Here is a 21,224-nt window from a genome sequence, read left to right on the forward strand (position 1 = left end):
TAAAACTGACGTTTTTAAGCCCTTTTTTCATTTTTAAATTTCGAGTTTCTCACTAGTGCCTGGTCTGAAATCATAAATTTTGATATCATTTGAGATGAAATAAAACCAAGCTAATTCAAACAAAATTATTTATTTAATATACTGATTAACAGTATTTTAAAGGCAAATATATGTAATTTACTGATATCAAAATAAATACAAATTTTAAAACCAAACGTGATGAAAAAATCAATCTATTTTACCGCAGTGCTTTCGCTATTATCCACAACGCTTTTCGCACAAATTGGAGGCATTGAAGCTTCAGTGGATGATGTATCGAATACCATTCGAACCATTTTCCCAATCATTCTAGGGGTTATTTTTCTAGTTGGATTCTTATTTAATGCTGGTCATTTTTTTGGAGAAAACGCCGATTTAAAAAAAGGAATTACCAGAGTACTGGTCTTTGTTTTAATAGCCGGTGCTGTTGTTGGAATTTTCACTTACCTAATCGGAATCGTCGTGTAGCATGAAACAATTTGAAGTGTATAAAAACATTAGAAAACGAGCCGTTATTTTTGGTTTACCCATTACCCTTTTTGCGTTAATGATGGTATCTATTCTAGGTTCCTTACTGATAATCATTTTCTCGTTGAGTTTTAAAATGATTATAACTGTACTACTTTTAAATGCTACACTTTATGTAGTGCTTACTCGAATTAGCACTAACCCGAGCTTATTTCAATTTAGCAAAGCATTTCCTAAAATTATTAGTAACAAAAAACATGTTGACTACGATTATGAACAAGATTAACCTTTCAGCACATCATCCCATATCCGATATTCAGGATCACATCATTTTTGCCAATAATGGTAATGTGATCTTCTGCTATGAAGGATATTTACCTGAAATCTACTCGCTTTCAGAAAGGGATTTTGAAGATTTACATGGCACCTGGTTTCAGACTTTTAAATCGCTACCTGTTGGAACCGTTGTTCACAAACAAGACGTGTACTTAAAAACAGCCTTTACCGCGAGTCAACTCCCTAATGATACGTTCTTAGAAAAGGCAACACATGCACATTTTAAAGGTCGGGAGCAGATAGAACACAAAAGCTATTTATTTTTTGTTTTAACCAAGAATAAAGCACTTAACAGTCCTAAATATGTCAACCCTTTTAAAAATATTTCTAAAAAGATAGTGCGGGAATTGGATGAAAACACCAAAAGCTTTGAGAATGCTGTTAGAGATGCGATTTCCTTTATAAATAATAGTCGAAAAACAACGTATTACCCGCTTAAACCTCAAGATATCCATGAGCTCACTACAGTGTATTTTAATGGATTTAATGAGGGATTTGATACAGACATAATTTTAGATAAAAAAAGTGTCAATATAGGTGAAAACCATTTTGATGTCCTAGCCATCAATAGCGAACTGTGCTTTGGCGAAAGTGTACAAAGTAGCAAAACCAATGAGAAATTCACGTCTGACGATTTTGTATTTCATCAAGGGTTTGTTGATGGTTTAGGACTTACGCTAAAGGAAAACCACATTGTCAACCAAATTCTATATTTAGATGACAAACAAAAATGGCGAAAGCAACTTGACAAAAAAGTAGAGGAGCTTAACAAAAGTTCAAACTTTGGATCTCAAAACAAGGTTATACTTGGAAAAATTCAGCATATACTCCAGCAGATTAATGCAGATGATAATGCCAGAATAATTCGTGGTCATCTAAACATCATCTATTGGCATAAAAATCCTTCTGAATTAGAAAAAATAACCTCTAAAGTTAAAACTGAATTTAAGGAACTGGATATCATGCCTTACTATCCGCGTGGGGAAGAGCGTAAGAATTATATTTTAAATAGTTTCTGTTGCTTCTCCTCTAATTTTTCGAATGCAGATGTATATGTTACCGATTTAAAACACGCCTTATGTTTATTTATAAATAACACCAATTACAAATCGGATAAGCAAGGCATCATTTTTAATGACCGAGAACATAACATCCCTGTTTTAAAAGATGTCTGGGACGAACATAAAAAAAGAATTAAAGCTAGAAACTTTGCCATTTTCGCCCCCACGGGAGAAGGTAAATCCTTTTTAGCCAATAACATTTTACGCCAGTATTTTGAAAGTGGTGTACGACTAGTTATAATAGATCTCGGTGGTTCGTATACCAAATTCGCAAAACTGTATCCTGAAAAGTATACGGTACTGCGTTACGAAAGTGGAAAAAACCTCGGTATTAACCCATTTTACATTAGTAGTGAGAACGACCTTACACCTGAACGCCTTGAGGATTTATCTGTGTTTTTATTTGAATTATTTGCTTCAGATTTAAAAGTAACTAAAGCACAATCTGTATCTATCAAGAAAATATTGCGCCATTATTATGATAACACCCTAGACAATCACTCCCTAGATGATTTTTACAGCTTTATAGAAGGGGATCAAAAAGACCTTTTGAAAACCCTAAAAATCCATCCCGATTATTTCAACATTACAAACTTTTTGCACATAATGTCGGAATACGTTGGAGATGGTCTATATAGTTTCCTCTTTGAGCTCAGCGAAGACCAGACCTATAAAATTGAAGACAAGCGATTAATAGTTTTTGAATTAGATGAAGTAAAGGATAATAAGGAAATTCTATCTGTAATGCTGAAACTTATTAAATCGGCTATACAGCGTACCATTTGGAAAAACCGTGCAGAGAAAGGCATCATTCTTTTTGATGAATTTGCTAAACAACTCAAGTTTGACAATGTTTTGGAAAGTGTTGAATTTTACTATCAAGCTATTCGTAAACAAAATGGAGCTATTGGTATTATTCTACAGTCCATTAATCAGCTTCCAGACAATTCAACGTCGGCTAGTATACTTGAAAACACACAGGTTATCTATAGTTTGAACAATGAAAAAGGATACGATGAACTCGTTAAGAGACTTCACTTATCTAGTCACGATTTAAATCAACTAAAATCTATTAAGAACAATCTTTCTGGTCCTCGAAAATACACCGAGATGTTTATCAAAATCGGAAAGGAAAGCAACATTTTCAGGCTAGAAGTTCCTAAAGAAGTTTACGCTGCTTACCTCACTGATGGTAAAGAAAATGAAGAAATTATGACGCTTTATGAGCAGACTCATGATATGGAAAAAGCCATCAAAGTATTCACCTCTAAAACCTAATATTATGAAACATTTTAAACGTACTTCAATTTTTTTTATACTCACCCTTGCCCTTCTATACTGTACAAGAATGGAAGCTCAAGGTATGCCTACCTACGACAACACCAATTTTGTAAGTCTTGTAAAACAACTTATAGAATCCGGAAAACAAACGGCAAACATAATAAAGACGGTCGAATTTCTAAAAACTCAAAAAGAGAACATCGAGAAGGTAAACGATGTGGTAAAGCAGCTAAAAGCTGTACGTGAAATTGGACAAAATAATCAGCACCTGATTACGGCACTTCAAGGCGATTTAAAAGATATTTTGGACAGTCCTTATATAAAACCCGATGAAGTCGCTCGAGTCTCGAACTCCTTTACGGCCATAGTCGAAAACTCTTTAGATGTCATGGATTTTATAGACCAAATTCTATCTAGTGATTACCTAAAAATGAGTGATGCCGAACGCACAGAAATTCTAAATCAAAAAGAAGAGGAATCAAAAGAAATGGTTGCCAGTGTGAGTACTAAAACTAGGCGATACCAAGATATTATTTCATTCAGAAAAATGCAGGATAAAATCAATAACCGAGACACCCAGTATTAAAAATGACAACAACTATACTATTAGGAATCGGGCTAGAATACATCGATTCGGTGTTTCAAACCATACAAAGCAGTAGTTTCTCGCAATACACGATTGCCGGGATGAAAACACTTGCTGTTATGTTCTTTCTAGTTAATATTTTGGATAAATATAATCAAGGCGTCGCGAATAAAGAGGGGTACACTTGGGGATTAAGTCCTGGAGATTTGATGAAAAATTTCGCCGTTGTTCTGTTGGTGATCTTTTCAACTCAACTACTAGGCTTTTTTGATGCTATCCTCGTTTCTATAGAAGCACAGTATCGTGGAACGGCTCCCGCCCTGCTTCCTTTACAAATGCAAGACCTTCCGATAGAGGAAGACATCAACTTGATGGATGCCGCTAAAAAAGGTATGACCTTACTTTATGAAGCCTTAGTAACACCTTTGTATGGCTTCAAGATTTTCGCATTTATTGTCAGTCTCTTTCTTTGGATTTTAGACCTGTTTATTTATCCGCTGTTCTTAGCCGAGCGGTATTTCCTATTAGGGATCATGCAGGCATTTTTTCCACTTGTAATCAGTTTATCTGTTTTCACAGCCTTTCGGTCTTTGGCATACACTTTTTTCAAATTATATGCTGCAGTCTATATGTTAGTACCTGCTTTTTTCTTGGTCAACGTGTTTATAAATGCCATTTATACCGAAATCAATACTTCATTTTGGACCAATTTATTTGGTACAGATGTCGGCCAAGGCTTCTTTGCTCCCGTGGTACAATTGGGATCTGTGGGTTTTATTGTATTTCTAAAATTTAAACTATACAGACGAGCAACCTCCTTTACGCTTAGATTATTTACCAACTAATTCTAGTCGAAATGAAAACACCTTATAAAAACATTTATACCATTTTAAAACTCAATAGACTTATAGTTTTAGCTGTCATAATCTGCACATTTCTAACCTGTACTTTTTCAGTTTGGATTGCGTTTTCCACCAACAAAAAAGCGCTTAATAGTGCATTTGCCATCAATACCGATGGTAGTATCATTCCGCTAAAACTTGTGACTCAAAAAGAAAATTTCAAGATTGAAGCTTTAGCACATTTAGAATTATTTCACACCTATTTCTATAATATTGATGCTAGCAATTATGAGCGTAATTTAGAGAAAGCACTGTGGTTAGGCAACAGTGCTGTAGATAATTTATACCGACAAAAGAAAGCGGATGGCGTATATAACCGCCTACTTCAATACTCTTTGGTACAAAAAGTTTTAAGTATAAATTCTAATATTGTTGAAACTGATGGCACATACCAATTTACCACCACTACCATTTTTGAAATTAATAGAGGATCTATAATTGACACTTATGAACTGGTTTCTACAGGTCATCTTATGGTCGTGAACAGAAACTTTCCTAACAACCCACACGGATTATTGATAACAGATTATTTTGAAAACACTCTTAAAAAACTAAATGATGAAAATAGAAAAAAATAAAATCGTGTTTGCTACGGTTTTGGCCGTAATCGTCATTTTCCTCATATCATACGCTGTCATGATTATGGGAGAAGACGACAATGAAACTGGAAGTCTTCAGCAAACCGAAGTACCTGAATTGGAAGCTAATCAAAAAGAATATAATTCTAAGTTAGACGCTATTAACGATCTTAAAGAAGTTCGTGAAACTAATGCACCCAGTATTTACGATGAAAAACTTATTGACTCCTTAGGCTTTTTCGATCCTGAATTACCAGAACGTGAAAAAGAACGCATAGTAGATAGTATTTATGCTTCAGAAAAAATTAAATATTCAAAAGTAAGCTATCAAAATTTAGGTCAGAAGCACTTCAAACCTAAAATAGTTCAGGTCGTAGATTCTATAGCTATAAAAAAGAACCAACAGATTGCAGCCAAGGAACTAGGTTTAGAACATCAATTATTTTTTGCAGCTTCTCCAAAATCAAACGATAATTATATAACCGCAAATACCGATACATCTATTTATGTTGTTGTGGATGGAGATCAGGTAGTTAAAGCGAACAGCAGATTACGGATGCGGTTAACTGAAGCGGCTTTAATTAATAACAAAATTATGCCTAAAAACATGCTTGTCTTCGGATTTATAACCTTTCAGACGAATCGTGCTTTAATTAAAATTAAGACCATTAATCATCACCAAACAGACCTAAAGGCATTCGATGTTCAGGATGGCAGTGAGGGTATTTACATTGAAAATAATTTTAGAGGTGAAGTTTCTACTGAAGTTATAGATGATGTACTTGGTGATATCAATATTCCCAGTGTGCCTCAAGTAGAAAGTATTACTAAGGTTCTAAAACGCAATAACCGGAACATAAAAGTGACGGTTTTAAACAATTATAAACTCATTCTAAAACCAACAACGTTATGAGAACTTATATTTTAACACCAATACTAATACTCGCTTTACTTCTTTCAATGACGAGTTTAGCACAAAGCTCCATACATAAACCTATACCTCTGGATACTATTTATGCCAATGACACTAAAAATGTAGCGCTCTTTTTTCCTGAGCCTATTCGTCAAGGCATAACTGGTGCCGATCATTTTGTTTTTACCTTTAACCGTGAAACTCAAAACTATTTAGGTTTACTACAAGCCAAACCAGGAATTGACAGTAATTTACTGATAATCAATCAAGACGGTTCAATTTTTTCGTATATTGTAAAGTATAAAAGAGAGTTATCGCAATTCAATTACTTTATTCCATTGTCTAATAGCATTGGAAATGAAAGACCTGAAACGCTTAATCCAAAACCTATTGATTCTGTTGAACCTAAAATTAATAGTAGAGATTATTACTACCAAAGGTTCTGTCGTTACCTTTTTAAAAGGCAACAACGTATTGGTAAGATTAAAAAACAATATCAAGGGATAGAACTCAATGTTGAAAACATAGTTTTTGATACTGAAGAATTGTATTTCGTGATTCAGGTTAAAAATAAATCAAGCTTAGATTACGATTTGAATTTCTTGAAGCTTTCAGTTGAAACCCGACAAAAAGGAAAACAAAAATCCTTACAACGCCTATACCTCGAGCCTATTTACATAGAGAATATGCCGTCAAAAATTGCCCGATATAAAACGACCAAACTCGTGTATGTATTACCCAAGTTTTCGTTATCCGATGACCGGAGAGCCGTATTAGAGCTAAATGAAAAACAAGGAGAACGCAACGTAGAATTAAAAATATCGCACCGATTTATTAATCATCCAAATTAACAACATTATGAAACATCTCATCTTTATCATTTCCGTCCTTATGTTTTTATCTTGTTCTGAAACCAAAACATATTCCCCAGCTGAAACCGCAAAACTTGTGGCCACAAGTTTTTATCATGACGATGCACCAACAATGAAAAAACACACCACGGCTGCAGGTTATTCAAATTTGCTTAACATACAAGCTCTATTTCTAGAAAGTGACTCTTCCAAAATGAATTTTAAGATTATCGACGAGGCTGTAGATGGCGATGTTACTTGGATAAAATACAGTACGGATTACGATCCTACTCCAGGAGTTTTTAAATTAATTCAAGAGGATAATCAGTGGAAAGTTGATATGGAGGGACCTCATAAGCGGGGGCCTTTTTAATCATCAAAACAACGCATTAAACTCTGGGTAATACACACGCTCTATAATACTTGAAATATTACTATCTTCTTTAGGGCTGAATAATGCCTTACTAACTGGATATGTTTCTAATAAAGATTCTGGGTAACTAAATTTGAGGATATCTTTTACGTGATTTTCATGAGTGTCATTTGCCAACCAATACCCTGACTGTTCTTCATCTAATAATAAAGGTTGTCTATTTTTTTTGTTATGAATTTTAGCAAATAAAGGAGAAGCTTCCTTTGTTAAGATTGTAAATGTTATAAAGGTATCTATTACACTATATAATCCAGCAAGGGCCATGGGAGAATCATCTTCATTTTTAAAATGATACGGATACTTTTTCCCTTTATATTCATGTGGTTCAAAAAAACCTGATACTGGAATTATGCAACGTTTTTCCAATATCGCGTTTTTATAGACGAAATGCTGAAACGCTTTTTCGGAACGTGCATTTAAACCGCCTCCAAATTTTACTGCTTCTTTATAATAACTTGTAATCTCGTCTTTATTCTTATTTTCAGGGACGATACCCCACACACCTGGGGCCAATACCTCTGATTTTTGTTGAGGAATCACTAACATATTTGGATGTGCAAAACCATTTAAATGATATTGTGGTTTATCGAAATGATCTACTAAAGCTGCATCACTTATTTTAACACCAAATCTTTTTTCTAAGGTCTTAACTTTTTTAGTTTGTGAGGTGTGGAAACACATGGTTGGTTATTGGTAAAGTTAGATTTTTCTTATTGAAGCTTATAATTCAAATTCTGCCCATAAAGGATAATGGTCTGAAATATGGTAGGACAAACTAAGTTTAGACAAATCCCTATTTACCAAAGCCTTGCCCACAAAATCGTAGTTACCCCCCTTTATAAATTCCATTGATAATTTAGGTTGATTTTCAAGACCATTAAACCAAGCAATTTGGTCGTAATATTTTGTTTCATTAAAAATGGATCTCGTAACATTTTCATTTTGTAGTTGTGGCGGCACATAAAGGCCTTCTGAGAAAAAGGTTTGATCTAAAATATCACCTCTTTTATCAATATTAAAATCCCCTAACGCAATTAGGTTTTGATGATATGCATTAATGTCTTTAGCCCAATCTGCTAACCATTTTGCAATTCCTTTTAATTCGTTTACTCTATCACTTGATTTTTTGCCATATAAAATATGAAGTGTAATTAAGATGAAGGTTTGATGGTTAGATTTAAAACTTACAGCATAAGGAGTTCTTACAAACTGTTCTGTTAATGCCTCCTGTGATGCTGTTTTCACCCATTCATTTGGCACTACTAATTCTCCCGCAAGTCCCGACATTTGCACCCTTCTTGTATCGAATAAATACGCCATGCGTTCCCCATTACCAGAGTCTCCTTTATTTACATCTGATAATATTAAGGACCAATTGTTTCCTAAAATTTTTAAAGTGTCTCGAAGGGCTCTGATATTTGCTTTTACTTCTTGTATAGCAATAACGTCAAACCTTTTTATGATTTCTGCGATGCATAATATGGCATGTAAGTCGCGTTTGGGGCTATCATCATCATCGCTTACCCATTTTCGTGTTAAATTGCCAAAGGCTCTTATATTCCAACTTGCAATTAGTAAATTTTCGTCTAACTTCTTTGAAGGGATTTTATTATCCAGGTCATCTTTTAATAGTTCAATATTTTTTTGAACATCAGTAGGTGGTATGTTATCTATAGTTGGCATCGCTTAAAAATAAAACTATTATTTCAATCAAACAAATACAATTCACTGAAAAACAATATTTTAACTAACATATTAATGTGATTATAAGTTAAAAAATACTGAATTTTATTTAAACAAAGCAGGTAATCCAGAAGGCTCGAGCCGACTGCGAGCGGCACTTGGGTGATTTGGGGAGTAAGCACGTTGCCTTAAGCATAAGTGCGCCCCATAGCTATGTTTACACGGGCTGGCGCCGTTTTTGCTTTTATTTTTTTACCTTTCATTTGATGTTCAAGATAAGTGCCTGTATTGGCATAACGTGTTGTCCGGGACGGCAACGCATCTTATAAATACAGGCTCTTACTTACTAGGGGTTTAGGTTGATGGCATCGCAACATTATTCATTGTACATTATGCTTTATTTATGCCATTGTACTAAAGCCCATTATGTAGACACGTTATCATGATTATAATAGCAAAAACTGTGACAGCTGTACGCCCAAAACCTTTGTTCCAATTTTAGTCAATTTTTAATCCAGATTATATACACTTAAGGATTATACGGAGTTTGAATGATTGTGTTTTGGGTGGCGCCCATTGTGCCCCGCAGGCTCGCATAGCAAGAAGTAGCGGTTGTACCCCAATTATATATTACACGTACTGCATTACATATTTGCTTTACAGTATGTCTTAATTTGATACCTTGTATAGGGCTGAATGGTATTTAAATTATGCAGTACGCCTACCTTTTGGGGTTTGGGGTACAAAAGTAGCTACGGGTGAGGTTGTTGTGGCATGTGTGAAATAAAACAAATAACCAGAGCCAACGAGGATGTGTCACCGCAGTGGTTTTGGTTATGGTATATGCAAGCCTTTGTTTACTATAGGTTTCTAGGTTATGAGATCTCTTGACTGCGCTCGAGATGACAACGGCATACAAAAATGGGCTTGCAAATATGTTTTATGGAGCAAAATAGAGCGACAGCCGAACACCTTATTACCTGCCCACAAATGATATTTAACCAAAGCTTATTTATAACTGTAGAGTTATTTTAATGGCTTTAATGAGTTCTAATTTGGTTTGTAAAAAATCAGTGGTAAGTGTTGCTGTACCTTGAAATTCTTGGTTAAAAAGATTTACATTAATTATAGGCAATTGATGCGATCTAATTTCAATGGTTTTACTTCCTGCCAATTCATCTACAATTTTAATTTCGGATACTTTTTCTTGATATCTAGTTATCGTATTCGGATAATATAACAATACCTCATCTACATTGTTTCTAACAGCATAAGCTAACATTTGATATAGATCGTTTTGAGATATCCCTTTCTTGGGATCTGTTTCATCAGTATATACAATTTTATATTTGGTATCGGCAATGCATTTGCGATCTCCTATTTGCAAAAATAAATCGGGTTTCAGTTTAAAGTTTTCGTCTACATCTAGATAGTTCTTGCTTACTTGAGCTTTTGCCTTTATGTCTTCAATTTCCTTATCGATAAAACCAAATATAAAGTCTTCGAACACATATTCCATTGGTAACAGAAAAGCGAATAATTTTAAATCGCTTTTATAATTAAACGACACACTATTCTCTAAAAACAATATGCAATAATCGCGAATAGTTTCAAAACTTGAAAACATTGGATTAAAGGACATTCTTTTCATTTGGTCTGAAGACACGGGCTCACCTTTTACCTCATTTAGAATAAATATTATATCATTTAAAAATCGCCTGCTTTGGTCTTCTTTTGTTAACGACAATAACAGTTTAGACACATATTTAACACCTCTATTAAATTCATTATCCATTATAAACGCATCAAAAGCGCAGGATACTTTATGGTTTCTAGCCCGAGATAGATTATTCTTAATATATGCCGGAAAATCAATACGTCCTTTTACATAAGAAAGCTCCTCATTAACATCTGAGTAGTTTTGATATATCGCAGAGTTTAGTAATTCTCTGGTATATTTACTAAACAAATACACAAGGATTTCGAAGAAATCGGCCTTTTCTTTATTTAAGCTAGAGACATAATTAGGAAACTTTAATTTCCTGCAATAACTTAACCACCACAGAATATGTTTATTTATAGTTTTAACATCATTCTCTGTCGGCTCTTCTCCTTTATAAAAAATCTTTGGTAATAGATTAATGGTTTGCTCTTTAAAATGAATTACACCAACATATTTATTAGACTTTAAGGTTTTTGTTTTGTGTAAGAATTGTATAAATCGTTGTTGTTCTACTCTATTATCTTCTTCAGTATTATAATAGTTTGACTTTTCACGTTTAGCCCAAATATCGTCCAAGAATACTTCCAAATCATCGAAATACTGATGGGGAAAATCTGATTTATTTTTATATTCGAAGAGGTTAATCATTACTCACGTATCTCATTGGCCATCCATCTACAATAATCTTAGCTAGCTGCAATATTTTTTTAACCTCTTCAACATCATTCATAAAATACTCTAAGAGTAAAGGCACTACCTTATTATTTATGGTATTTTCTAAATTATAATCCTCTCCCATAAAATAAGAATGACCAATGGTAAAATCATACCCTTTTCTGGATATAACTTCTTTATTTATGGCATCAAGGATTGTTACATCATATACTATTTTATCTGGTGTAGATTGAGAGTTCGGATACATAGGCACAAATTCGAAACGTCTTCTTAGTGCTATATCTAAAAGCGCAATAGACTTATCTGCCGTATTCATAGTACCAATAATATATAAATTAGAAGGTACAATAAACTTATCGCCAGATGGCAAGGTTGCCATAAGTGGTATTTTACCTTCAGAGCGTTTGTCTTTTTCAATAAGCGTTATTAATTCGCCAAACACCCTTGAAATATTGGCTCTGTTTATTTCATCTATTATAATGACGTAGTTCTGCTTTATAACTTGTTCTACATTTCTTTTTCCTTGCTGTAACAGTTCATTTAAAATGGGATTATAATAGGGCTGAAGCCCTCCTAAAATAATTTTATTTTCACCTGCGTCATACATTTTTTTTAAAGTAGCAATACTAAGCGAATGTTTAGATTCTCCTTGATTTTTTCTAAATTCTATAGATTTTTCTCCAACTTCTGTAATGTAAAATGAAGTCTGTTTCATCTTAACCTCTACTTCATTAGTGTCACCTTCTTGAAGTGGTTTTATTAACTCCATAAAAACCTCTAAAAAATCTTTTTTGGCTGAATCAGGATTTTCAGAATCTTTAGCATTTTTTAATGCTCTATCTGCTATTTTCTTAAAAACACCATCACTTTTAAAAAATGATAATTCACCCCCAATTTCAACATCTGGTCTCAATCCTTGAATAAAATCTTCGTAGCTATAGTTTTGATGAAAAGTTATGAACTCTATTTTATCACCTAAATTATCATTAAAGACTTGTAAAGCTTCAATATAATTTATTGATGCTTCTTCCTTAATTATTTTAGCCGCTTCTAAAATCGTATTATAGGTTTTACCTGTTCCTGGAGGCCCGTAAAAAATTTGGTTTAAGGGCGCTTTATAGGTTTCTCTAGGCTCTACACTTATCTTGTTAGAATTGTGGTCTTTCATTATGTTTTGCATATCGATATTTTCAGCATACGAAATTCCTAATTGAGTGAATATTTTCATACGATACTCTTTATCGAAAACAGATTTTCTAAAAGCACTATTATCATATTCTTTAGCATCTGTATGCTTATCTCTTTCTATTTCATTTTCTACGGCTCTTTTAATATCGTCATAATTACTAAGCACCATGTCAATTTTTCGCTCTTTATACAAATAATCGCTCCCTGTATTACTCGTAAATATTTCTTTTTTCCCCTGGTCCTCTTCTATAACCTCGTTCGAAATAAAATCGAACACCTCTTTTTTCACATTTAAGCAATAGCGTTTTCCTACCTGAAAACTCAACCTTTTCTGAGCCGTACTAAATACCAAATTCTCCTGGTCCTGTAATTCTAAATCTGATTTAAATTTATCTATCACAGCATAGTATTGCCCTAATGCTATGGTATTGATGTTCTTTAATACCTTTTTAAAAATATTCTCATCGTTTATAAATATAAAATTAACGCCTTCATTACTTTCTTCCCAAAGTGTTTTGTTTTGCTGTGTATGTTTTATAAAATCAGTCCAGGATGTAAATTTTTCATCTTGATTTAAAAATTCCTGCTTTGTTAGGTTATGCCCTTTATGCACCCCACCAACAATACCATTTTTAGTTATGGAAAAAAACAACTGATACGCATATTGCACACTTGGTGAAGACTCGGGTATAATGGCTACCCACACACTATCTGAACCATAGTTATTTGAACCTTGAAAACTTACTTTATGTTTTTGAATATTTTGTAGATTGTTAGCTTCAACAATCTCATTAGCCATTACTTCCAACTGCTCCTTTATTTGGACATTATCGGAGATGCTGTAAACAAAAGGAAATAGTATTTTGAAAGCATCTTTCCAATTAGGAAACATACCCGATTTACTATTTTTATAATTGGTTAAACTTTGTTGAAGGGTTTCGTTAAAATGGTAATAAGCAGAGATATCTCTATTTTCGATAGCTTGTTTTAAATCATCAATCTCTGTTTTACCAATGGTCTTTCCTTGTCTTAACTCGTTAGCTATTAAAAACCGTAAGGTTTTAACAGGTCTAAACTCGGATACTGGCGTATACTGCTCTATTACCTCTTCTAAATTATCATGATTTTTATTTACATACTCGAAAAGACTAGCCTCATTAACTTTAAGCTTATTTAATCGTTTTGCTTTTTCTATTATGTTATTTACTAAAATATTTTCCATTATAATTTTATTCCAAATCGGTTTTTAAATACTCTAAGTCCTTTTAATTCTTATTTGGAATCAAGGTGTATATTGACGGTCAGTTTTAAACCTAATTTCTATTTACTGAGCAATGCTGAATCGTAAAATTAAATCTTCTCCAATCCCAACTCCTTTAAATACTCATTATGTTCATTCAAAGCTTTTGCTGCTTTCTTTTCTATATCAGCAAGTTTCTCATTCACTTCTTTTAAGTTAATGATTGACTCTGGTTTTGCTGTACTAACATACCTAGATATATTAAGATTAAAATCGTTTTTTTCGATTTCTTCCATTGATACTCTACGTGCATAGCGTTCTATTTTCTCTGGCCTGTTTTTATAGGTGTCTACTATTTCTTGAATATCATTAGGCTCTTTTGGGTCTATTGCACCATCTACCGTACCATCACGTAAAATATTTTGACGCTTTTCTTTTTTATAATGTTCACTCGCATTTATAAATAATACATCATCATCTTTTTTACATTTCTTCAACACTAATATACATACAGGAATACCAGTTGAAAAGAATAGATTTGAAGGTAAACCAATTACTGTATCTATATTTCCATCTTTCAGTAGTTTTTCTCTTATACGTTGTTCTGCACCACCTCTAAATAAAACACCGTGTGGTAAAATAATAGCCATTGTACCTTCATCACTTAAAAAGTGTAAACCGTGCAATAAGAAAGCAAAATCTGCTGCTGATTTAGGTGCTAAACCATAATTCTTAAAACGGAAATTTTCACCCATTGCTTCAGATGCATCCCAACGTAAACTAAATGGTGGATTTGCTACAATAGCATCAAAGGTTGTTTTTTTAGCTGGATTCATTTCATTTAATAAATCCCATTCGTTTTTTAAGGTATCACCGTGAAATATTTCAAATTCTGAATCTTTTACACCGTGCAATAACATATTCATACGTGCTAAGTTGTATGTTGTTATGTTTTTTTCTTGACCGTAAATTCTACTAATTGTACCGCCTCCTTTTTCTATTTTGTCTTTTACATTTAAAAGTAAAGAACCTGAACCACAAGCAAAATCTAGTACTCTATTCAGTTTTTTCTTTTTACCTGCTTTTGGATTTTGACTATCTAATGTTACTATTTCGGATAGGATTGTAGAGATTTGTTGCGGTGTATAAAATTCACCTGCCTTTTTACCAGAACCTGCTGCAAACTCACCAATTAAATACTCGTAAGCATCACCAAGTGTATCGCTATCTGTTGAAAAATCGGCGATACCTTCTGATATTTTTTGAATGATTTTACACAGCTTCTTATTTCTTTCTTCGTAAGTTTTTCCTAGTTTTTCTGAATCTAAATTAATTTCTGAGAATAAGCCTTTAAAAGAACTCTCAAACGAATCATTTTCGATGTGTTTAAATCCTTTTTGTAAGTCCCTTAATAAATCTTCATTTTGAGTGCGTGCTAATTCAGAAATACTATGCCATAAATATTTAGGCTCTATAACATAATGCACTTTTCTACGCATTTGTTTTTCGAAAGGCTCTATATCACTTGGATTATTTTCATACCAAACTGATAGCGGTGTACGTTTATCATCCTCAACCAAGTTTGGATAATCTGAACCTAATTCTTTTTTTACTGAACCTTCATAATTATCAGATAAATACCGTAAAAATAAAAATGAAAGCATATAATCACGAAAATCATCTGCATTCATTGCACCTCTTAAATCGTTAGCTATATCCCAAAGTGCTTTACCTAATTCTGCTTGTTTTTGTTTTGCTGTCATAATTAATATTTTTAAGCAAATTTAAATTTGCTATCAATTGCATCCATTACATCTATAATTACTTGCTTGTCTGGTCCATCTAAGAAAGATGCTTTTTGATTATAAAACTCGTGAGACCTAGCATTTATAATATCTGTTTTTGTACTAGGTTCTGAAACTTCTAACTTTTCTAATGCATAACTGAATCTAGGCTTACCTAAAAAAGAACTTATTGTTTCTAACAACTGCCTTAAAAAAGCAAAATGCTGAAAATCTAAATCATCTGATGCTACAGCTTCTTTAAGAATGTCAACCAAAACCAAATGGTAAAAGAAGCTTCCTTTTTTTGTTGATTTAAGTTTATAATCTTCATCTTTTTTCTCAAGTATTCTTGCTATAAATTTATTGATTTCGTTACCTTTTTCATCTTTAGTTTTAAAGATTGCAGCATTGTCCCCCTTCCTTAACCAACTTGTCAATATAGAAAATAAACCTGCGTGATGAGTAGTTAGTACTATTTTAGTGCCATCAACTTTTTCTTTAAAAAGGTCTAATAATAAACGAGCAGTATTAAAAATGTTATTGTCATCTAAACTAGATACAGGATCATCTATAAAAATATATTTATCTTGACTTTCAACTAATTCATTGACTTCAAATAAAGTTAAAAACCAACACCAAATAAATATTTTTTCTTCACCTCTTGAAATTTTAATATTCGCTTCTTCGTCATCAGGTCTAAAAAATGAAACTGACTTCCATCCCAATTCTGGATTATCATCCTGTACAAGATTGAATCTGAAATCAAAGCTTATATCATAATATTTAAGTTTATTATGAACATCAACCTCAGTACCCATATATTGATGATAGTCACTTATCGAACTTTGAATTATATTTAATTCAATTTTATCATTATCCCAAACAAATAAATCTTCACTATAAGCATTGAAATAAACACCTTGATGGGAACCATCTTTAAGTTTTAATGAATCCTTTAAGTTTACTGACAATCGAGTTTTACCAGTACCATTAAAAGCATATACTAAATATATATTTTCTTTTGCACTTATGAAATTATCTGTAACTTCTTGTAATGTCATAATTTAAATGTTTGTTGTTTTAGGAAACATCTGCTGCATTAAACCTTTTTTGTGAGCATATAAAGTTTCTATTTTATTTTTTTGTGCTTCTATTAAATCGTCTGCACTAGATAAACAATTGGCTATTTTTTGTTGTTCTTCTTTTCTGATTGGTTTCCAAAATTTTGTTTTTCTTGCATTACTTATTGTGTAAGTGCCAACTGTTGAAGCAGAGGATTGTCCAAAGATTTGCTTTTGGAAAAATTTGGTATGAAAACAATGTTTGAAATAATCTGATACAATGCCACTCATAAGTTTAAACCATATAACATTACCATCTTTAAAGTAAAATTTGTCATTTTCTTTTACTTGATATAATATGCCAAGTGTACCAACACCACTAACTAAAAAATCACCAGCTTTTGGAATACCATATTTTTTAGAAAGCTCTAAAAATAATTCTTCAGATATGTAGATTTCACTACCAAACGGTTCATTTTTACTCAACGAAACCAACTCTCTGGTTCTATAAAATGGAACCCCTTCTTTTATCCAGTCTTTCTGTAAAACGCGCTTACTCGAGCCAACTTCAAAAAAATCATTTACACATTTCTCTTCCCAATCTTCATCATTCTCAAACTCTGAAAAACGAAATTGCGGTTTTGTTTCACCAATTGCAGGAAATAGCTGTTGTAATAACCCTTTTTTATGGTCTTTCAAACAGTCTAGTTTTTCGGTTTCTGCTGTTATTAGATTGTCTAATGAAGATAGACAATTGGCTATTTTTTGTTGTTCTTTTTCGTTTTCAGGATAATAAATATCCAAATTAGCAAGCCTCCCTTTCGATATGCCCAATACTTTAGCTCCTTGTGCTTCTTTTTTTATTTGAATTATAATACCTTCGGATTTAAACAAATGACCGCCGAAACTAATTGTAATTTTAGAATTAATTGGTCTTGCGAGAAAGGTATGTAAACCTGCAAGTAGCTTTTCTTTATTTAAATTTATTATTTCAATACTTTTACCAATATCATCTATATCTTCAGAAGCATCGGCAATTACTAAATCTCCTTCTTCACAATAATTTTCTTTATCTATTCTTTCAATAGATATATCTGGATTAATATATGGTACGTTTTCTTTTGTAATATCAAAATGTGTTGAAAACTTAGTATGTATATCACCATAATGAATGTTTTTTACTGTTCCATTTTCGTAGTTTAATTTATCTCTAGAAAATGAATTAGTGATTTTAAAAGAATACACTTCATTAAAAGGTTCAATTGTCCAATCCCCATCATTTTTAAACTCAGGAAAACGCAATTCAGGAACTAGTTTTTGTTTTTCTTTATTCATAAGCATTTAATCCAGCTATTTCCCGCCCTTGGGCTAGTTTATTTAATAAAGGAATTAAGTCTTCCATTATGGCTTGTTCTTTTAGGCTTCGGTCTTTCCAACCTAACTCTAAAGGTTCTAATAAATCGGTTAGTTTTTCGCCATCAAAAATTATACGATTTAGTATTTCCTTTATAAAAGCATTTAGGCTTTCGGCTGTTAAACCGTGTTTATTTGCAATAGTTTGTATTTCTTTTGCTGATTTTTCATCTTTAAATTTTTGATATCCCTCACGTATGTCTTTTTCATCTAAACTCACACCAACCTTTAAGCTGTTTATATAGGCAATAATATCTTCACGTTCGTCCATTAAATTGGCACTAGAACCTAATAGGTTTATTAGTTCTTCACGTGTCATTTTATGTTTAGATGGTTTGTTTTGCGTGTATTTGGCTATTAAACCAATGATATAATCGTAATCTATTACTGCAGAAGAAAAGAGTACAAATTCAAAATCTAATTGTTGTACATCATCTGGAGCTTGGTCTCCCTTTTTCTTTTGTTCTGCCTGTAAACGTTTAGCGGTATCTAAATACACCGATTTAAAAGAACGCAAATCATCTGTAGGTAATAATGCTTCAATTGTTTCAGCTTGTTCTACTCCTAAGTCCGTATATTGGTCTAATTGTGTTTTATAACGTTGTATTTCTTTAAACGCATTTATAAAACCTGCACGAGCCTCATCTCCTTTTAAATTGCCCACTTCTGAAGGTGAGCAGTCTAAACCTTTTGCCTGCATAAATTGGTTTAATTGTTCTACAGCCTCTTTATATTTTTCTATTACTTTAGGTGCTGCATCTACTAGCCAAATTTCTTTTGCTTTTTCTATTTTAGCTCCAGAGAAACGAATCATTGCTTTATTTACTTCTTCTTCCTGGTCTCTAAACACTAAAATATTACCATAAGGCTTTGTATCGTTTATTACTCTATTGGTACGAGAATAGGCTTGTATTAAACCGTGATATTTTAAATTTTTATCTACATATAATGTATTTAAATACTTAGAATCAAAACCAGTTAATAACATATCTACCACTATCATCACATCAATTTTGTTTTTGTGAGCATAGTCTGCATTTGTATATTTTTGGTCTTTTATACGTTGCTGAACATCTTGATAGTATAAATCGAAATCTGCTATTCTATGGTTTGTATTGTATTGCTTATTGTAATCTGCTATAATAGTATTTAAAGCTTCTTTCTTTTTATTAGGTTCTACTGTATTATCTGCTTTTTCTTGAGGTAAATCCTCTTGTAATTGCTGAACATCTTTATTGCCTTCTGCTGGTGGTGAAAACACACACGCTATTTGTAAAGGTTTATAATCTTCATTCTCCTTTACTTTCTCTGCTTGTAGTTTTTTAAAGGTTTGGTAATACTGAATAGCATCATTTATAGAAGCAGTAGCAAATACCGCATTGAAACGTTTGTAATGTGTTGCTTTATCGTGTTTCTCTAGTATTGCTTTTGTTACCGCTAACTTATGTAAATCATCACCTACCGTTACTTTTTCTTCTGGTTTAAAATAGTCGATATGAAAACGTAGTACATTTTTATCTTCTATTGCATTGGTAATAGTATATGCGTGTAATTCTTTTTGAAATACATCTTCTGTAGTTTTGTAGGATGCTGTTTCTCCTTCAATAGTTTTATAAGTTGCATTTTCCTCAAAAATAGGTGTTCCTGTAAAACCGAATAGTTGTGCTTTAGGAAAGAACTCTACAATTGCTTTATGGTTTTCTCCAAATTGTGAACGATGACACTCGTCAAAAATAAATACTACACGTTTATCTTTTAGAGGTTCTAAATGTTCTATATAATTTTTATCATTGTTAGTATCTAACGCTAAACCTAATTTTTGAATCGTTGTTACAATTACCTTATCTGCATAATCTGTAGACAACATTCTTTTGACCAATGTTTTTGTATTGGTATTTTCCTCTACACTACCTTCTTGAAATTTATTAAATTCTTCTCTTGTCTGCCTATCTAAATCTTTTCTATCGACTACAAACAAACATTTTTCAATATCATCATTATCTTTTAAAAGTGTAGAAGCCTTAAAAGAAGTTAGTGTTTTTCCACTTCCTGTAGTATGCCAGATATATCCGTTACCTCTGTCTTGTTCAATACAATCTACGATAGCCTTTACTGCATAAATTTGATACGGTCGCATTACCAATATTTTCTGTTCGGTTTCAACTAAAACCATATAGCGACTTATCATTTCGCCTAGGGTACACTTTGCTAAAAACTTATCGGTAAAATCGAATAGATTATTGATTTTAGAATTATCTTCTTTTGCTAAGGTGTACACAGGTAAAAACTGCTCGTCTGCATTAAAAGCAAAATGTTTGTTGTTATTATTAGAAAAGTAAAAGGTTCTTGATTGATTACTTACTATAAATAATTGCATAAAACACATTAACGAACTGGTATATCCGTTTCCTGCATCATTTTTATAGTCTACTATTTGTTGCATTGCACGATTAGGACTAATCTCTAAAGTTTTTAACTCAATCTGTACAAGTGGTAATCCGTTTATCAATAAAATAACATCATATCTATGATTACTATTTTCTGTATTCATACGAAGCTGATTGATAACTTCAAAATCATTTTTACACCAATCTTTTATATTTACCAGCGTATAATGCAATGGTGTATCATCTTCTCTAATAAATGTATTTCTTTTTCTTAAATGATTAGAGGCTTTAAATACATCTGGATTTATTATTTCAGTCAGTAATTTATCAAATTCAGCATCAGTTAACTTAACCCTGTTCAATGCTTCAAACTTCTCTCTGAAATTTAATTCTAAAGCACTTTTAGTTCTAATATCTTTACGATAGGTGTATTTTAAGTCTTGTAGTTTTCCTACAAGTCCATATTCTATATCTGATTCTTTTAAGATATTCATTTGTTAATCTTTGGTATTTGGCTCTTAATTCTGATTTTAAAAGATTTAGGTTTAACCTTAAAAAACACAAAATTGGTATTTCTAATTTCAATATTAATAGCCATTAAATATATTGTTTTTGAGTCAAT

General features: G+C 32.4%; 17 protein-coding genes. 9 read left to right on the plus strand and 8 right to left on the minus strand.

Going from position 1 to position 21,224, the window contains the following annotated elements; translation table 11 throughout:
• Positions 1-219 precede the first annotated feature (219 nt).
• The 9 genes from GQR95_RS01340 to GQR95_RS01380 all read left to right on the plus strand — a co-directional run bounded on the left by GQR95_RS01340 (position 220) and on the right by GQR95_RS01380 (position 7,388).
• Entirely contained in the window at positions 220-507 is a 288-nt protein-coding gene (locus tag GQR95_RS01340; protein ID WP_159021454.1) for a hypothetical protein, read from the plus strand.
• A 1-nt stretch (position 508) separates the two neighbouring features.
• The gene (locus GQR95_RS01345) at positions 509-793 is read left to right on the plus strand and encodes a hypothetical protein (RefSeq protein WP_159021455.1); all 285 of its coding nucleotides are present in this window, start codon (positions 509-511) and stop codon (positions 791-793) included.
• On the plus strand, positions 780-3,182 hold the full coding sequence (locus GQR95_RS01350) for a TraG family conjugative transposon ATPase (protein ID WP_159021456.1): 2,403 nt from the start codon (positions 780-782) through the stop codon (positions 3,180-3,182). The genes GQR95_RS01345 and GQR95_RS01350 overlap by 14 nt, the downstream gene beginning before the upstream one ends.
• Before the next feature lie 70 nt (positions 3,183-3,252).
• Entirely contained in the window at positions 3,253-3,771 is a 519-nt protein-coding gene (locus GQR95_RS01355; RefSeq protein ID WP_159021457.1) for a conjugal transfer protein, read from the plus strand.
• A gap of 2 nt (positions 3,772-3,773) precedes the next feature.
• Positions 3,774-4,616 carry a hypothetical protein gene (locus GQR95_RS01360; protein WP_159021458.1) on the plus strand — a complete coding sequence of 281 codons (843 nt, stop codon included), beginning with the start codon at positions 3,774-3,776 and terminating at the stop codon, positions 4,614-4,616.
• 11 nt (positions 4,617-4,627) lie between these two features.
• On the plus strand, positions 4,628-5,251 hold the full coding sequence (locus GQR95_RS01365) for a conjugal transfer protein TraK (protein ID WP_159021459.1): 624 nt from the start codon (positions 4,628-4,630) through the stop codon (positions 5,249-5,251).
• Entirely contained in the window at positions 5,232-6,164 is a 933-nt protein-coding gene (traM, locus tag GQR95_RS01370) for a conjugative transposon protein TraM (protein ID WP_159024199.1), read from the plus strand. Before GQR95_RS01365 ends, traM begins: the two co-directional genes overlap by 20 nt.
• A complete protein-coding gene (locus GQR95_RS01375) occupies positions 6,161-7,015 on the plus strand; it encodes a DUF4138 domain-containing protein (protein WP_159021460.1) in 855 nt (284 codons plus the stop codon). Before traM ends, GQR95_RS01375 begins: the two co-directional genes overlap by 4 nt.
• A gap of 97 nt (positions 7,016-7,112) precedes the next feature.
• Complete coding sequence (locus tag GQR95_RS01380) at positions 7,113-7,388, plus strand: hypothetical protein (protein WP_233265972.1); 276 nt, start codon at positions 7,113-7,115, stop codon at positions 7,386-7,388.
• Positions 7,389-7,391: 3 nt separating this feature from the next.
• Here GQR95_RS01380 and GQR95_RS01385 read toward each other — a convergent pair whose 3' ends face one another.
• From GQR95_RS01385 to GQR95_RS01420, 8 genes are all read right to left on the minus strand, one after another.
• Positions 7,392-8,129 (minus strand): SOS response-associated peptidase, encoded by a 738-nt coding sequence (locus GQR95_RS01385; protein ID WP_159021462.1) that lies wholly within the window; start codon positions 8,127-8,129, stop codon positions 7,392-7,394.
• A 39-nt stretch (positions 8,130-8,168) separates the two neighbouring features.
• Complete coding sequence (locus tag GQR95_RS01390; RefSeq protein WP_159021463.1) at positions 8,169-9,131, minus strand: endonuclease/exonuclease/phosphatase family protein; 963 nt, start codon at positions 9,129-9,131, stop codon at positions 8,169-8,171.
• A gap of 1,012 nt (positions 9,132-10,143) precedes the next feature.
• Positions 10,144-11,502, minus strand: a complete 1,359-nt coding sequence (locus GQR95_RS01395; protein WP_159021464.1) for an McrC family protein — start codon at positions 11,500-11,502, stop codon at positions 10,144-10,146.
• Positions 11,495-13,939 carry an McrB family protein gene (locus GQR95_RS01400; protein ID WP_159021465.1) on the minus strand — a complete coding sequence of 815 codons (2,445 nt, stop codon included), beginning with the start codon at positions 13,937-13,939 and terminating at the stop codon, positions 11,495-11,497. The genes GQR95_RS01395 and GQR95_RS01400 overlap by 8 nt, the downstream gene beginning before the upstream one ends.
• Before the next feature lie 128 nt (positions 13,940-14,067).
• Positions 14,068-15,720: a type I restriction-modification system subunit M gene (locus GQR95_RS01405; RefSeq protein ID WP_159021466.1), complete on the minus strand. Its 1,653-nt coding sequence runs from the start codon at positions 15,718-15,720 to the stop codon at positions 14,068-14,070.
• Between the two features lie 11 nt (positions 15,721-15,731).
• Entirely contained in the window at positions 15,732-16,802 is a 1,071-nt protein-coding gene (locus GQR95_RS01410) for an AAA family ATPase (RefSeq protein WP_047790785.1), read from the minus strand.
• A gap of 3 nt (positions 16,803-16,805) precedes the next feature.
• Positions 16,806-18,137: a restriction endonuclease subunit S gene (locus GQR95_RS01415; protein WP_159021467.1), complete on the minus strand. Its 1,332-nt coding sequence runs from the start codon at positions 18,135-18,137 to the stop codon at positions 16,806-16,808.
• Positions 18,130-21,096 (minus strand): type I restriction endonuclease subunit R, encoded by a 2,967-nt coding sequence (locus GQR95_RS01420; protein WP_159021468.1) that lies wholly within the window; start codon positions 21,094-21,096, stop codon positions 18,130-18,132. The genes GQR95_RS01415 and GQR95_RS01420 overlap by 8 nt, the downstream gene beginning before the upstream one ends.
• Positions 21,097-21,224: the final 128 nt, after the last annotated feature.

The sequence above is a fragment of the Formosa sp. L2A11 genome, assembly GCF_009796865.1.
Taxonomy (GTDB): Bacteria; Bacteroidota; Bacteroidia; order Flavobacteriales; family Flavobacteriaceae; genus Formosa.